A 14,914-nucleotide genomic window follows, 5' to 3' on the forward strand; every position below is an offset into this window, starting at 1 on the left:
GATTAGCGGCTCGACTGGCTTCCTGAGAGGTCCCCAGACTCGTGCATCTGAAGAGCCTGACGCTGAAGGGCTTCAAGTCCTTCGCGTCGGCGACCACCCTGCGTTTCGAACCGGGCATCACGTGTGTCGTCGGGCCGAACGGCTCGGGCAAGTCCAACGTGCTCGACGCGCTGCGCTGGGTGATGGGCACGCAGGGTGCGAAGGACCTGCGCGGCGGCAAGATGGAGGACGTCATCTTCGCCGGCACCGCCGGTCGCGCCCCGCTGGGCCGCGCCGAGGTGAGCCTCACGATCGACAACTCCGACGGCGCCCTGCCGATCGAGTACACCGAGGTGTCGATCACCCGCCGGATGTTCCGCGACGGCGCGTCCGAGTACGAGATCAACGGCAACACCTGCCGGCTCATGGACATCCAGGAGCTGCTCTCCGACTCCGGCATCGGCCGGGAGATGCACGTCATCGTCGGTCAGGGCCAGCTGGCGCAGATCCTCGAGTCCAAGCCCGAGGAGCGCCGCGCGTTCATCGAGGAGGCGGCCGGCGTCCTCAAGCACCGCAAGCGCAAGGAGAAGGCGCTGCGGAAGCTCGACGCGATGCAGGCCAACCTGACGCGCCTCACCGACCTCACCGCCGAGCTGCGCCGCCAGCTCAAGCCGCTGGGCAAGCAGGCCGAGATCGCCCGCAGGGCCCAGGCCGTGCAGGCCGACCTGCGTGACGCCCGCCTGCGCCTGCACGCCGACGACCTGGTCACGCAGCGCACGGAGATCGCCAAGGAGCAGGCCGACGAGGCCGCCGCCCGCGCCCGCCGGCACGAGGTCGAGCAGTTCCTGGAGGTCGCCGACGCGAAGCAGACGGCGCTGGAGGACGCGCTCGCGGCCGACGCGCCACGCCTGGCCGCCGCCCAGGACACCTGGTACCGGCTGTCGGCGCTGGAGGAGCGGCTGCGCGGCACCGTGCGGCTCGCCGTCGAGCGCGAGCGGCACATGTCCGCCACCGTCGAGTCACAGACCGGTGGTCAGGACCCCGACGAGCTGGAGGCGGAGGCCGAGGAGACGGCGTTCCGCGAGGCGGAGCTCGGCGAGCACGTCGAGGTCGCCCGCGGCCTGCTCGGCGAGGCCGCCGAGCGGCGTGCCGAGCTCGAGCAGCAGGTCCAGGCCGCGGAGAAGGCCCACCTCGCCGCCGTCCGAGCCGTTGCCGACCGGCGCGAGGGCCTCGCCCGGCTCGCCGGCCAGGTCGAGGCGCTGCGCAGCAAGACCAACGCGACGGCCGAGGAGATCGAGCGGCTGTCCACGGCCCTGGTCGAGGCGACCGAGCGGGCCGAGGCCTCGGCCGTCGACCTGGCCGAGGCGCAGGAGGAGTCCGGCATCGAGGACTCCGGTGACGCCGGCATCGTGGCACGGCTCGATCGGGCCAAGGAGACGCAGAAGGTCGCGCAGGCCCGCGTCGACGAGCTGGTCCGCGCCGAGCGGTCCGCCGAGAAGGACATCGCCTCGTGGAAGGCCCGCGTCGACGCGTTGTCGATGGGGCTCAACCGCAAGGACGGCGCGGGCGTGCTGCTCGCCGCCGGCGACCGGCTGCCCGGTCTGCTCGGCTCGGTCGCCGCGCTGCTGACCGTCGAGCCGGGCGCCGAGGCCGCGCTGGCCGCGGCGCTGGGCCCGGTCGCGGACGCGGTCGCGGTGGCCTCCGGGGACGACGCCGTCGCCGCACTCGAACTGCTGCGTGGCTCGGACGCCGGGCGCGCGGGCATCGTCGTCGGTGGTTACGGGCACGCCGACCGGTCCGGCTGGCCGGTGCTTCCCCCGGGCGCACGCTGGGCCGTCGACCTGGTCCGGGCGCCCGAGGCGTTGCGGCCCGCGGTCGCGCAGGCCCTGGACAAGGTCACGGTCGTCGAGTCGTTGCCGATCGCCCGCCTGGTCGTCGAGGCTCACCCGTCCGTGCGGGCGGTCACTCATCAGGGTGACGTGCTGGGCGCGCACTGGGCGGTCGGCGGCACGTCCCGCGCGCAGAGCGTGATCGAGGTCCAGGCCGCGGTCGACGAGGCCAACGACAAGCTCGCCGCCGCGGAGAGCGCCGCGGAGCGGTCCGCCGCCGCGCTCGCCGGCGCCAAGGAGGAGCTGAAGGCCCGGCAGGCCGAGGTGCAGACGGTCGCGGAGGCCCGCAACGAGGCCAACGTCCGCGCCGCCCGCTCGCAGGAGCGGCTCTCCCGGATGCGGCAGGCCGTGCGGACCGCGCAGGCCGAGGCCGAGCGCGTCCAGACCCAGCGGACCCGGGTCGAGCAGACGCGCGAGGAGGGTCTCGCGAAGCTCGCCGAGCTGGAGGAGCGACTGGCCGTCGCCGAGGACGAGACGGTCCTGGACGACGAGCCGGACACCGCCGAGCGCGACGAGGCGACCGTCCAGCTGGCCACGGCACGCCAGCAGGAGATGGACGCACGACTGGCGCTGCGCACGGCCGAGGAGCGCCACCGCGCGCTGTACGGCAAGGCCGAGGAGCTGCGCCGGGCCGCGCGGGCCGAGCGGGAGGCACGCGAGCGGGCCCGGCGGGCCATGGCCAAGCGGGCCTACGGCGCCGCCGTCGCGCAGGCCGTCGTGACGAACGGCGAGCTGGCGCTGGAGCGCATCGCGCTGTCGCTGCAGGCGGCCGCGCAGGAGCGGGACACCGTGCAGGCCGACCGCTACGACCGGGAGCGGGCGCTGCAGGAGGTCCGCAACCGGGTGCGTGAGCTGTCCACCGAGCTGGAGAAGCTGACCGACGCCGTGCACCGCGACGAGGTGCTGCGTGCCGAGCAGCGGCTGCGGCTGGAGCAGCTGGAGACTCGCATCGCCGAGGCGTTCGGCATCGGCCTGGACGACCTGGTCGCCGAGTACGGCCCGGACGTGCCCGTGCCGCCGTCGCCCGCGGACATGGCCGAGTACGAGGCGGCCAAGGAGCGCGGCGAGCAGGTCAGCGAGCCGCAGCCGATCCCGTACGACCGCCCCGCGCAGGACCGGCGGGCCAAGCGGGCCGAGCGGGACCTGTCGCTGCTGGGCAAGGTGAACCCGCTCGCGCTGGAGGAGTTCGCCGCGCTGGAGGAGCGCTACCGGTTCCTGTCCACGCAGCTGGAGGACCTGAAGGCGACCCGGCGCGACCTGCTGACCGTGATCAAGGAGGTCGACGACAAGATCCTCGAGGTGTTCACGTCCGCCTACCACGACGTGGCCCGCGAGTTCGAGACCGTCTTCTCGACGCTGTTCCCGGGCGGTGAGGGCCGGATGATCCTCACCGAGCCGGAGGACATGCTGATCACCGGCGTCGACGTCGAGGCCCGGCCGCCCGGCAAGAAGATCAAGCGCCTGTCGCTGCTGTCCGGTGGCGAGAAGTCACTGGTCGCGGTGGGCATGCTCGTCGCGATCTTCCGCGCCCGCCCCTCGCCGTTCTACGTGATGGACGAGGTGGAGGCGGCGCTGGACGACGTCAACATGCGCCGGCTGATCGGTCTCCTGCAGGAGCTGCGCGGCAACTCCCAGCTGATCATCATCACCCACCAGAAGCCGACCATGGACATCGCCGACGCCCTGTACGGCGTCAGCATGCGTGGCGACGGCATCACGCAGGTGATCTCCCAGCGCATGCGCGGTGTGGACAACCCGCAGGCCAAGCCCGCGCAACTCGCACCGGCCGAGCCGGCACGGGCGGCGACCGGGCCGGCCGACCTGGCACCCGCCGAACCCGCCGCTCAGCCGGAACCGGCCGAGCCCGAGCCGGCGCAGTCCTGACCAGCCACCGCCACGACGTGATGAAGGGCACCCCCGCGACGTCCGACGTCGCGAGGATGCCCTTCACGGCACAGGTGGCTCAGGCAGCCGTGGCCGGGTTCGTCCCGCCGGGGGCCGCCGCGGTGGGGGCCGCGCGGAAGGTCAGCACGGCCGCGACCGTCGAGACGACGGCCGCGATCAGGCCGAGGATCAGCCCGAAGCCGGCGCCGGACTCGAAGCCGTTGTCGCCGCCGAGCAGGCCGCCGAGGTCACCGAGACCGCCGTCGTCCGGCAGCGTCAGCCAGCGGAGCAGGATGAACACGGTCGCGACGGCCGAGAGGACCAGCCAGATCAGCGGCCGCCTGTCCACCGCCACGCCGAAGTGCGGAAGGAGCACGACCACGGCGGCTCCCACCAGCAACAGCACCGAGAACCACGCGAGGAAGCCGGTGTTCCACGCGCTGAGCCCCTCGCTGATGCCCGCGTAGCTCACCGAGTACCAGGAGAAGAAGCTGCAGATGAACGCGAGCGCACCGGCGCCGACGCCCGCCCACTCCAGTGGGGTGACGCGCTTGAGGTCTAGATCAGCCATCGAACATGGCCCTTCTGCGTATGGGAAAGAAAACGGAGATTACCGGTGTCCCGGCGGCCGGCCAAGTATCCGCTGGTCACGGTGTTGTTGCGGGTGTCCGAACAGGAACCCGCCCGGGAGGACCGTAGACCTCGCCCCAAAGGGCGGTAATCCACTCGCGCCGGACCCCACCCGCGGATGAGGATTCGAACATGTACGACGTTCGGAACGCGACCTCGGCCGACCTGGGTGCCGTGATCGCGCTGGTGGCACGGCTGCAGCAGGAGCCGGCACACCAGATCGGCTTCCACGGCGAGACCGAGGACGAGGTCGCCGAGGAGCTGGCCGCGTTGCGCCCCGGCTGGGTGGGCAACGCGGTGGTCGCCGCCGACCGCAACGGTCGGGTGCGTGGTGTGCTGTCCTTCGAGGTGGAGGGAAGACGCGCCTACCTGTACGGGCCGTTCGTAGACGTGCCGGCCAATCACCCGGCGGCCGGGCATGTCTGGCAGGCTACCGCCGACGCGATGCTTCGGCACGCCAGGAAGCTGCCCCGGCTGGCCGGCGTGCGCCTTCTGGAGCTGTTCGGCCACCGGCAGAACCGGCTGCTCGCCGACTTCGCCGCCCGCCACGCGGCACCCGTCCGCATGACCAGCAAGTGCTTCACGCTCACCGCGGCGCCACTACGCAGCATCCTCGTCCGCGGGCCCGGTCAGGACGACCGCACGACGCTCCTCCCGGAGGATCCGGCGATCCGGCGGGCCGTGGCCGACCTCCATGACCGATGTTTCCCCGACGCGCCGACCTCCGGCGAACAACTCGTCACCGGCGACCGCCACACGGTGGTGGTGCTCATCGGCGGCGGCCGCGGTGACCTGCTGGGCTACGCGGCGGGTTACGTGCAGGCCGAGGAGTACTACGTCGACGTGGTCGGGGTGGAGGAGAACGCCAGGTCGTGCGGGGTGGGCAGAACCCTCGTCCGGCGGTTGCTGGCCGAGCTGGCCGCGCGCGGCGGTGTCCGCGACCGGGCCGCCGCGATGATCCGGGACGGCAACGAGGCGTCCGAGCGCATGTTCACCAAGCTGGGCTTCGAGCCCGGTGCGGAGCTGGTCAACTACCAGGTGGACCTGACCGCGCCGACCGTGCACCGGCGCGCGGTGTGACGCGAGGTAGGTTCTCCGCCCATGACGGTCGACCCGGACAGCAACGGCACCGAACTCGAGGACCTCGACTTCGACGACGACCTCCTCGACGAGTACGGCGAGGACTTCGAGGACCTGGTCGAGTCACTGGGCCTGCCGAACCGCCTGCCGGCGCTGTGGCTGCCGCCGGTCGGTGAGCTGGCCGCGGCCGCGCGGGAGAGCGTGCTGCTGCGGCGGGTCGGCGAGCTGGCCGCGTGGGTGGGGGAGCGGCGTGCGGTCACCGAGGAGGGCGACCTGACCGAGCCGGACGCGGCTGAGGCGGCGGAGCGGCTCGGGGTCACGCCGGCCGAGCTGCTGCTGTGCTGGGAGACCGCGCTGGCCGCCGACCTCGTGGTCGTGTCCGAAGACGACACCGGCGACACCGGCGGTGGCAGTGCCGACGGCAACCCCGACCTCTGGCCGACGGGCGACGACGAGGAGGACCTCGGCACCTGGGCGGTCGGGTTCACGCAGGTCCTCGGCAGCCTGGTGATCGACGCCGAGGTGGCGGACGAGGACGACCTCGTGTTCGACAGTGCCGGGGCGCTCGTGCTGCCGATGTTCCTGGCGCGGGAGCCGGGTGTCCCGGTGGCGGAGCTGCAGGAGATCGCGTGGTCCATGGAGACCGAGGACCTGGCGGACGACGCGGTGTGGGACACGTGGGTGGCCGCGCACGGCGACCCGGTCACGACGTTGCTGACCCGTCTGGCCGAACACGGCGCCGCCGAGGTCGACGGGGAGATCGCCCGCCTCACCCCGCTCGGCATGCTGATCATGCGGGAGGAGCTGCTGGACGGCGGGATCGACATCCCCCTGCTCCCGCCGCCGGCCGAGATGCCCGCGACGGACCTGCTGACGGTGGTCGGCGGGCGCGGCGGCGAGGAGCTGGACGAGCTGGCCAGGCTCTGGCTGTCGACCCGCGATCCGGCCGCGGCCGCGACGGAGCTGCTGGCGGCCGCGGTGGAGGCGTCCCCCTCCGGCCGCTTCTACGCGGCGAGTGTGCTGGCGAAGCTGCCGGACGTGCCGTGGCGGACGGTGCTGGCGGAGCCCGCGCTGCGCCCGTACGCCCGCGACGCGCTGGGCGAGCCCCGCGAACCGGCCGACGCGGCGTGGCTGCTCCTCGACGCCCTGTCCGCCAGCGCCAACGCGATGGGCGAGCTGGACCCGGAGGCCGTTGAGGTCGTGTCGGCGGAGACCCTCCCGGCCGGCCGGGAACAGGAGATCCTGGCCGAGGCGTGGCGCGTGCGGCACCCGATGGGCTACGAGGTCCTGGCCCTGATCGGCGCCCACCACCCCGACAAGCAGGTCGCGAAGACGGCCCGCACCGCCGCGCACAAGGCCCAGTCCGCGACCTAGTGTCCCGCGCCGGAAATCAGGCAACTAATTCGGCGGCCCAGCTTCCTGCTGGCGGCGTTGCCGGTTCGCCCAAGTACGACCCAGTACGAGGGCGAACCGGCGTCTTGCCAGCAGAAACCTGGTTCCACCGACTTAATCACCGCATTTCCGGCGCGGGACACTAGTGTCCCGCGCCGGAAGTCAGGCAACTAATTCGGCGGCCCAGCTTCCTGCTGGCGGCGTTGCCGGGTTCGCCCAGGTACGACCCAGTACGAGGACGAACCGGCGTCTTGCCAGCAGAAACCTGGATCCACCGACTTAATCACCGCATTTCCGGCGCGGGACAGTAGCACCTAGGCGGCCTGCGTGGCGGCGGCCTCCTCGGCGCTGGGTTCGGGTGTGTCGCGGTGGCGCAGGGACAGCAGGCCGCCCACCAGCAACGTCACGAGCACGCCCAGCGGGGTGTACCACCAGCTCGTCAACGTCCGCACGCCCTCCGCGGGCACCGCGGCCGAGAAGTCGACGCGGATGGACGTCCACGCCGCGTACCCGTTCGCCACCGGGTCCGCGGTCGCCGACGGGCCGACGAACTTCACGCCCAGGATCACGAACGTCATCACGGCCACCGTGACCACGAACGCCACCAGCCCGTCGAGCTGGCGTGCCCGCCGGAACAGCAGCCCCAGCAGGAACGCGCCCAGCAGCGCCCCGTACGTGTACCCCGTGATCCCCAGCGCCTGCACGACGATCGGGTCCGCCGTCGTCTTGTTGGCCGTCGCGAACAGCCCCGCGCACACGATCAGCAGCCCGGCCCACACCACCGTCCAGATCCGGCCCAGCCGCAGCCGCCGCTCGTCGGACAGGACCCGCCGCGACACCCGCTCGTACACGTCGGTCACCGTCGCCGACGCCAGCGCGCCCAGCGACGAGGACAGCGCCGCCGCCAGGATCCCCGCGATCACGAACCCCGACAGCCCCGACGGCAGCTCGGTCACGATGTAGTGCGCGAACAGCTCGTCCTTGTTGGCCAGGCCGAGACCGCCGGCCGACACCGGGTCCGCCGGCACCGCGGCCCGGTAGAACGCCCACATCATCACGCCGATGAGCAGGAAGAACGCGAACTGCAGGAACACCACCACGCCGCTCGCGACCAGTGCCTTCCGCGCGGCGACGAGGTCGCGGGTCGACATCAGCCGCTGCACGATCAGCTGGTCGACACCGTGTGACGCCATCGCCAGCAGCGTGCCGCCGAAGAACGCGGCCAGGAACGGGTAACCGCCGGTCAGCGGGTTCGACGAGAAGTCGAACAGCTGGAACTTCGAGGCGTCCCAGGCATCGCCGAACCAGCCGGACGGCAGCGCCCCCGCCAGCGCGACCACGACCACGAGCCCGCCGAGGACGTACCAGAGCATCTGGATCGCGTCGACCCACACGACCGCCCGGACGCCACCCACGAACGTGTAGCACACCATCGCGACGCCGAGCACGGTCACGATCGCCCAGTACGACGCGTCGACCCCGTAGGACGCGAGGACCACCTTGATCGGGATCGCGGTCGCGAACAGGCGGATACCGTCCGCGAGCAGGCGGGTGAACTGGAACGTCACCGACGCCGTCGCCCGCATCCCGTCGCCGTACCGCTTGCCGAGGAACGCGTACGCGGTCACCAGGTCACCGGTCATGTACCGCGGCAGCAGCACGAACGACACGATGATCCGGCCGAGGATGTACCCCAGCGCGAGCGTCAGGTACGTCATCCCGCCGGCCGACGGAGGCGCAACGTACGCGACCACCGGCACCGACAGGACGGTCAGCGTCGACGTCTCCGCCGACACGACCGACACGCACACGACCCACCACGAGATCTTCTTCTCGCTGACGAAGTAGTCCTTGGCCGACTTCTGCCGCCCGCCGATCAGGATGCCCAGCAGCGGCATCCCCACCAGGAACACCACGATGATCGCGACGTCAAGCGCTCGCACGCGAACCTCCCTCGTCGACGGCCACCCGCAGCCGGGTGACCTCGGTCGTCGCCGGCACGGGCAGGCACAACGGCGAGGCGCCCGGCGTGACGGCGCCGAGCACGCGAGTGGTCGCCGGCACCCCGGACCAGGTCAGGAACCCCAGCAACGCCGTCAGGTACGCCTCCTTGGCGCTCGACGGCAGCCCCAGCTCGTCGCTCGTCACCAGGGACACCGGCGCCAGCCGACGCCGCAACGCGGCCATCAGCGTCGGGTTGCGCACGCCCCCGCCGGACGCGACCACCCGGGTCACCCCGCGCTCCAGGCACGCGTCCGCGACCGTCACCGCGGTCAGCTCGACCAGCGTGGCCAGCAGGTCGTCGCCGGCGACGTGCCCGACCTTGGCCAGCGCCGCGGCGATGTGCTCGGTGTGGAACCGCTCCTTGCCGGTCGACTTGGGCGGGGCGAGCGTGTAGTACGGGTCGGCGAGCAGCACCTCCAGCAGCGCCGCGTCGACCTTGCCCTGCGCGGCCAGGTCGCCGTCGACGTCCTGGTGCCACACCCCGCCGGAGATCATCCGCGCCGCCGCGTCCAGCAACGCGTTGCCCGGCCCAGTGTCGAACGCGACCGCCGGCCCTTCCGGCCCCACCACGGTGATGTTGGCGATCCCGCCGATGTTCAGCGCGGCGGTGACGCCCGGCTGGCCCGCGAGCCACAGCCGGTCGAGCACGATCGCGAGCGGCGCGCCGTGCCCGCCCGCCGCCACGTCCCGCGCCCGCAGGTCCGACACCACGGGCAGCCCGGTCGCCTCCGCGATCCAGGCCGGCTGGCCGAGCTGGAGCGTGCCGAGCGCGCGGTCGTCGGAGACCCAGTGGTAGACGGTCTGTCCCAGGGAGGCCACGAGATCTGCCCGACCGTCCGCGATCGTCGTGAGCGCGTGCCCGGCCGCCGCGGCGAACGCCTGTCCGACCGCGGTGTCCAGCCGGCAGACCTGCTCGGCCGTCGTGGCGTTCGGCGGCAGCACGTCCAGCAGGGCGGCACGCAGTTCCAGGGAGTACGGCAGCTCGCTGTGCCCGACCGGTTGCAGATCGATGGCGTCACCGTTCAGCAACAGGTCGGCGACGGCCACGTCGACGCCGTCCATGGACGTTCCGGACAGAAGTCCGATCACGCGGCAGAGGTTCACAGAATTAGTGGCTAGTGGACCCCGCCCCACCTCGCAAGATGCGCGGTTAGTTCTTGACCAAATCGATGTCCAGAATGGTTGAGTGTTGGCGGCTGAGGGTATAGACCTTGGCGTTACTGTGTCTCCCCATCGGGGACTGGGACATCGCGACCACGACGAGGAGCGAGTATGAGCAGTTTTTCGGCCGATTGGAGCAGGCGGAAGTTCCTGCGCGGGGCACTCGCGACCGGCGCGCTCGCGCTGCCGGGCACAGGAGCTCTCGCCGGTTGCGCCACTTCGGGGGGCGGCCAGGAATCGACGCGGGGGGAGAAGTCCGACAAGAACCCGCTCGGTGTGCCGACCGACGGCTCGCTCGAGATCTACATCTTCAACGGCGGCTTCGGTGACGAGTACGCGACGGCCGTCCACGAGCCGATGTTCAAGAAGGCGTACCCGAACGTCGAGATCAAGCACAAGGCCGAGGTCGACATCAAGGGCGCCCTCCAGTCCCGCTTCGTGGCGGGCAACCCGCCGGACTTCGTGAACGACTCCGGCGACGGCCAGATCCCGCTCGGCCAGCTGGTCACCGACAAGCAGCTCTTCGACCTCACCGAGCTCTTCGACGCCCCGGCCTGGGACACGCCGGGCAAGAAGGTGCGCGACACGCTCGTGCCCGGTGCCGTCGAGCAGGGCACGTTCGGCCCCAAGCCGTACGTCATGAACATGGCGCTCACGGTCTACGGCACCTGGTACAACAAGGTCCTCTTCGACCAGAAGGGCTGGCAGCCGCCCACCACGTGGGACGAGATGAAGGCCCTGTGCGCGGAGATCAAGGGCGCCGGCATCGCCCCGTGGACCTACCAGGGCATCCACGCCCGATACATGGTGTGGCCGCTGCTGACCATGGCCGCCAAGCTCGCCGGGCCCGAGATCCTCGTCGACATCGACAACCTCAAGGAAGGCGCCTGGAAGCACGACGCCATCAAGGAGTCCGCGACCGCGCTCGCCGGCCTGAAGTCCAGCGGCTGGATCCTCGACGGCACCGAGGGCATGGACCACATCCAGTCGCAGGGCCAGTGGGTCGCCGGCAAGGCCGCGTTCATCCCGTGCGGCTCGTGGCTGGAGAACGAGGAGAAGGACGTCACCCCGAAGTCGGGCTTCGAGTTCGCGATGATGCCCGACCCGCTGCTGTCCAAGGACTCCAAGATGCCGCTGGAGACCGTCTACGCGGCCGCGGGCGAGCCTTACGTCGTGCCCGCCAAGGCGAAGAACCCGGCCGGCGGCCTGGAGTACATGCGGATCATGCTCTCCAAGGAGGGCGCGAAGGGCTTCACGGAGAAGGTCTCCAGCCTCACCGTGGTCCAGGGTGCGGCGGACGGCGTCAAGCTGCCCGCGGGCCTGACCTCCGCGAAGAAGGCCCTCGACGCCGCCGGCGACAACGTCGTCAGCTGGATGTGGCAGAGCTGGTACGGGACGATGTGGAACCCGGGCATCAACGCCGTCATCGGTGACCTGCTGGCCGGCCGCAAGACCGTGGACGAGTTCTGCGACGGCTGCGAGGCGGAGGCCAAGAAGGTGCGCGACGACGACTCGATCACGAAGTACACGCGCGAGAAGTGACGAAGAAGGCAGCGGCACGCGGGCGGGTCTCGAAACCGGGGCCCGCCCTGCAGCATGGCAAGTACCTGTTCATCGTGGTGTTCCTGGTCTTCCCGCTGGGGATCTACGGCCTGTTCACCCTCTCCCCGTACCTCCAGGCGATCTTCATCTCGATGACCGACTGGACCGGCCTGACGGGCACCCCGAAGTTCATCGGCCTCGACAACTACTCGTGGATCTTCAGCGACAGCCAGACCCTGGTGGCGCTGAAGAACAACGCGATCCTGCTGCTCGTGGTCCCGGCCGCCACCGTGCTGCTCGGGCTGTTCTTCGCGTCGATGCTGAACGTCGGCAGGCGCGGGAGGTCGGGCATCGAGGGCGTGCGCGGGTCGGCGGTCTACCGGGTCGTGTACTTCTTCCCGCAGGTCCTCTCGGTGGCGATCATCGGCGTGCTGTTCAAGTACGTCTTCGCGCCGACCGAGGCAGGCGGCATCCTGAACAGCTTCCTGCGCGGGATCGGGCTGGACTCGCTCGCGGTCCCGTGGCTCGGCGACCCGAACTTCGCGTTCTGGTGCGTCGTCGTGGTGATGATCTGGTCGTTCGTGGGGTTCTACGTGGTGCTGTTCTCGGCCGCCATGCAGACGATCCCGAAGGACATCTACGAGGCCGCGCTCCTCGACGGGTCCAACCGGTACACGACGTTCCGGCACGTGACGCTGCCGCTGGTGTGGGACACCGTGCAGGTGGGCTGGGTCTACATGGCGATCCAGGCCATGGACGCGTTCGCGTTCGTGTTCATCATGCTCGGCATCTCGGGCGGCCCGTCCCGCGCCGGTGACGTGCTGGGCGTGGCGATGTACCGGACCGCGTTCAACGACTACCGGTTCGGCCGGGCGTCCGCGATCGGCGTGCTGCTGCTGATCGTGACCCTGATCGTGTCGTTGGTGTTCCTTCGGTTGGCGCGGCGGGAGCGGGTGGAGCTGTCATGAGCGGAGCTTGCGAGAGGGCGGCATGACGACGACCGTGGAAAGGCCGGCCACCGCGGCGCCGGCCCCGCGCCGCCGCGCCCCCGGCGTCGGCGCCGGCACGGGTGCGCTGAACCTGCTGAACGGGACGTTCCTGCTCGTCTGGGGCCTGCTCACGACGCTGCCGCTGCTGTGGGCGATCGTGTCGTCGTTCAAGACGAACAGGGAGTTCCTGGTCAGCCCGTGGGGCCTGCCGTCGGTGGCCAGGTTCGAGAACTTCGCCCGCGCGTGGACCGCGGCGAACATCGGGCAGTACTTCTTGAACAGCGTCATCGTCGTGGTGATCTCCGTGCCGCTGACGATGCTGTTCGGCGCGATGGCCGCGTACGTGCTGTCGAGGTACCGGTTCCCCGGGAACCGGATCATCTACTTCGCGTTCGTCGGCGGGCTGATCTTCCCCGTGTTCCTGGCGCTGGTGCCGCTGTTCTTCGTGGTGCGCAACCTCGGCACGCTGCCGGTGGTCGGCGAGGTCCTCGGCCTGAACAGCTACCTGTCGCTGGCACTTGTCTACGTCGCGTTCTCGATGCCGTTCACGGTGTTCTTCCTGACGGCGTTCTTCCGGACGCAGCCGACCTCCATCGCGGAGGCGGCCATCATCGACGGCTGCTCGCACTTCGGGCTGTTCTTCCGCGTGATGCTGCCGATGGCGAGGCCGGGACTGATCAGCATCGGGCTCTTCAACGTGCTGGGGCACTGGAACCAGTACGTGCTGCCGGTGGTCCTGATGAACGACCCGGACCGCAAGGTGCTGGCCCAGGGCCTTGCGGCGCTGGCGATCAGCCAGGGGTACCGCGGTGACTGGACGGCGCTGTTCGCCGGTCTGGTGATCGCGCTGCTGCCGGTGCTGATCGTGTACATCCTGTTCCAGAAGCAGGTCCAGGCCGGACTCACGGCCGGTGTGTTGAAGTAGTCACGGGGCGTTGACCCGGCCTGGTTCTCCAGGGCGGGTCAACGCCGGTCGTCGACCTCCCCGGCCGCGAGTTCGCGAGGATCCGACCGGTCCTGACGTGCGTGTCGGGCGTTGATGCGAGGATGGCGGCGTGTCGAGCACCGTGATCGTGATCATCGTCGTCGTAGCCGTGCTGCTCGCGCTCGCCGTGGTGGCGGGCGTCGTGCTGTCCCGGCGGCGGCGGCTCGACCTGTCCGAGAAGCCGGCAGTCGAGGACAGGCCCAAGGGCTACCAGGCCGGCGGCGGCATCAGCCTCGCGCCCGGCGGGAAGAAGGAGTCGGTACTCGACCGGCCGGGCACGGTACCGGCCGAGCCCGCGCTGCTCGACGAGGTCATCCCGGCCAAGGAGGTACCCGACTCCGACGTCCCGCCGGTGCTCGACGAGCCGGGCGCGTCCGTGCTGGACCGGCCGGGAACCGTCCCGGCCGAGCCCACGCTGATCGACGAGCTCACCGCGCCCACCGAGGAGATCGAGCCGACGTCCGGCCGGCTGGAGCGCCTGCGCGGCCGGCTGTCCCGGTCCCGCTCGACCCTCGGCCAGGGCCTGCTCGGCCTGCTCGGCGCCGGCACTCTCGACGAGGACTCCTGGACCGAGGTGGAGGACACCCTCCTGCTCGCCGACCTCGGCGCCGCCACGACCACCGAGATCGTCGAGCGGCTCCGCGCGGAGCTCGTCACCCGCAAGGTGCGCACGGCGGACGAGGCGCGGATGCTGCTCCGCGACGTGCTCGTCGACGCACTGCACCCGGACATGGACCGGTCCGTCCGCGCCCTCCCACACCTGAGCGATGGCACCAAGCTCCCCGCGGTCGTCCTGGTCACCGGCGTCAACGGCACCGGCAAGACCACCACGACCGGCAAGCTGGCCCGGGTGCTCGTCGCCGACGGCCGCACGGTCCTGCTCGGCGCGGCCGACACCTTCCGCGCCGCCGCGGTCGAGCAGCTCGCCACGTGGGCAGAGCGGGTCGGCGCCGAGGTCGTCCGCGGCAAGGAGGGGGCCGACCCGGCGGCCGTCGCCTTCGACTCGGTCAAGCGGGGTGTCGAGGCGGGCGTGGACGCCGTCCTGGTCGACACCGCAGGCCGGCTGCACACCAAGACCGGCCTGATGGACGAGCTGGGCAAGGTCAAGCGGGTCGTCGAGAAGCAGACGAAGGTCGACGAGGTCCTGCTGGTGCTCGACGCCACCACCGGCCAGAACGGGCTCACCCAGGCCCGCGTGTTCGCCGAGGTCGTCGCCGTGACGGGCATCGTGCTGACCAAGCTCGACGGCACGGCCAAGGGCGGCATCGTCTTCCAGGTCCAGCGTGAGCTGGGCGTGCCCGTCAAGCTGGTCGGCCTGGGGGAGGGCGCGGACGACCTCGCGCCGTTCGAGCCGACCGCGTTCGTCGACGCGTTGCTCA

At 71.1% G+C, this 14,914-nt stretch carries 10 protein-coding genes; 7 read left to right on the top strand and 3 right to left on the bottom strand.

The genetic code is table 11. The features are described 5' to 3' along the window. The first annotated feature begins 41 nt into the window (after window positions 1-41). A complete protein-coding gene (gene smc, locus VET29_RS25570; RefSeq protein ID WP_324924865.1) occupies window positions 42-3,752 on the top strand; it encodes a chromosome segregation protein SMC in 3,711 nt (1,236 codons plus the stop codon). 79 nt (window positions 3,753-3,831) lie between these two features. On the opposite strand, the gene VET29_RS25575 is transcribed toward smc, so the two are convergent. After that, a complete protein-coding gene (locus VET29_RS25575) occupies window positions 3,832-4,323 on the bottom strand; it encodes a hypothetical protein (protein WP_324924867.1) in 492 nt (163 codons plus the stop codon). Between the two features lie 191 nt (window positions 4,324-4,514). Here VET29_RS25575 and VET29_RS25580 point away from each other — a divergent pair, with 191 nt between their 5' ends. Both VET29_RS25580 and VET29_RS25585 read left to right on the top strand, forming a co-directional pair. Then, window positions 4,515-5,462: a GNAT family N-acetyltransferase gene (locus VET29_RS25580; protein ID WP_324924869.1), complete on the top strand. Its 948-nt coding sequence runs from the start codon at window positions 4,515-4,517 to the stop codon at window positions 5,460-5,462. A gap of 21 nt (window positions 5,463-5,483) precedes the next feature. After that, window positions 5,484-6,836: a hypothetical protein gene (locus tag VET29_RS25585; protein WP_324924871.1), complete on the top strand. Its 1,353-nt coding sequence runs from the start codon at window positions 5,484-5,486 to the stop codon at window positions 6,834-6,836. A gap of 332 nt (window positions 6,837-7,168) precedes the next feature. On the opposite strand, the gene VET29_RS25590 is transcribed toward VET29_RS25585, so the two are convergent. Both VET29_RS25590 and VET29_RS25595 read right to left on the bottom strand, forming a co-directional pair. After that, window positions 7,169-8,797, bottom strand: coding sequence for a sodium:solute symporter (locus VET29_RS25590; RefSeq protein ID WP_324924873.1), 1,629 nt, complete (start codon window positions 8,795-8,797; stop codon window positions 7,169-7,171). After that, complete coding sequence (locus VET29_RS25595) at window positions 8,784-9,920, bottom strand: anhydro-N-acetylmuramic acid kinase (protein ID WP_324924882.1); 1,137 nt, start codon at window positions 9,918-9,920, stop codon at window positions 8,784-8,786. The genes VET29_RS25590 and VET29_RS25595 overlap by 14 nt, the downstream gene beginning before the upstream one ends. A gap of 210 nt (window positions 9,921-10,130) precedes the next feature. Here VET29_RS25595 and ngcE point away from each other — a divergent pair, with 210 nt between their 5' ends. The 4 genes from ngcE to ftsY form a co-directional block, all read left to right on the top strand. Continuing rightward, window positions 10,131-11,561 carry an N-acetylglucosamine/diacetylchitobiose ABC transporter substrate-binding protein gene (ngcE, locus tag VET29_RS25600; RefSeq protein ID WP_324924875.1) on the top strand — a complete coding sequence of 477 codons (1,431 nt, stop codon included), beginning with the start codon at window positions 10,131-10,133 and terminating at the stop codon, window positions 11,559-11,561. Then, window positions 11,558-12,529, top strand: a complete 972-nt coding sequence (locus VET29_RS25605) for a sugar ABC transporter permease (RefSeq protein ID WP_324924877.1) — start codon at window positions 11,558-11,560, stop codon at window positions 12,527-12,529. The genes ngcE and VET29_RS25605 overlap by 4 nt, the downstream gene beginning before the upstream one ends. A 22-nt stretch (window positions 12,530-12,551) precedes the next feature. Next, window positions 12,552-13,475, top strand: coding sequence for a carbohydrate ABC transporter permease (locus tag VET29_RS25610; RefSeq protein ID WP_324924878.1), 924 nt, complete (start codon window positions 12,552-12,554; stop codon window positions 13,473-13,475). Between the two features lie 130 nt (window positions 13,476-13,605). Further along, a partial coding sequence (gene ftsY, locus VET29_RS25615) for a signal recognition particle-docking protein FtsY (RefSeq protein WP_324924880.1) occupies window positions 13,606-14,914 on the top strand: 1,309 nt, incomplete at its 3' end.

Origin of the sequence: Actinophytocola sp., assembly GCF_035634895.1 — a bacterium.
GTDB lineage: Bacteria > Actinomycetota > Actinomycetes > Mycobacteriales > Pseudonocardiaceae > Actinophytocola.

What these genes read in the sequence shown, in the direction of transcription:
- VET29_RS25585 (WP_324924871.1), top strand. Translation starts at nt 5,484, where the DNA reads ATGACGGTCGACCCGGACAGCAACGGCACCGAACTCGAGGACCTCGAC.
- VET29_RS25580 (WP_324924869.1), top strand. Translation starts at nt 4,515, where the DNA reads ATGTACGACGTTCGGAACGCGACCTCGGCCGACCTGGGTGCCGTGATC.
- VET29_RS25575 (WP_324924867.1), bottom strand. Translation starts at nt 4,323, where the DNA reads ATGGCTGATCTAGACCTCAAGCGCGTCACCCCACTGGAGTGGGCGGGC.
- VET29_RS25610 (WP_324924878.1), top strand. Translation starts at nt 12,552, where the DNA reads ATGACGACGACCGTGGAAAGGCCGGCCACCGCGGCGCCGGCCCCGCGC.
- ngcE (WP_324924875.1), top strand. Translation starts at nt 10,131, where the DNA reads ATGAGCAGTTTTTCGGCCGATTGGAGCAGGCGGAAGTTCCTGCGCGGG.
- VET29_RS25595 (WP_324924882.1), bottom strand. Translation starts at nt 9,920, where the DNA reads ATGGACGGCGTCGACGTGGCCGTCGCCGACCTGTTGCTGAACGGTGAC.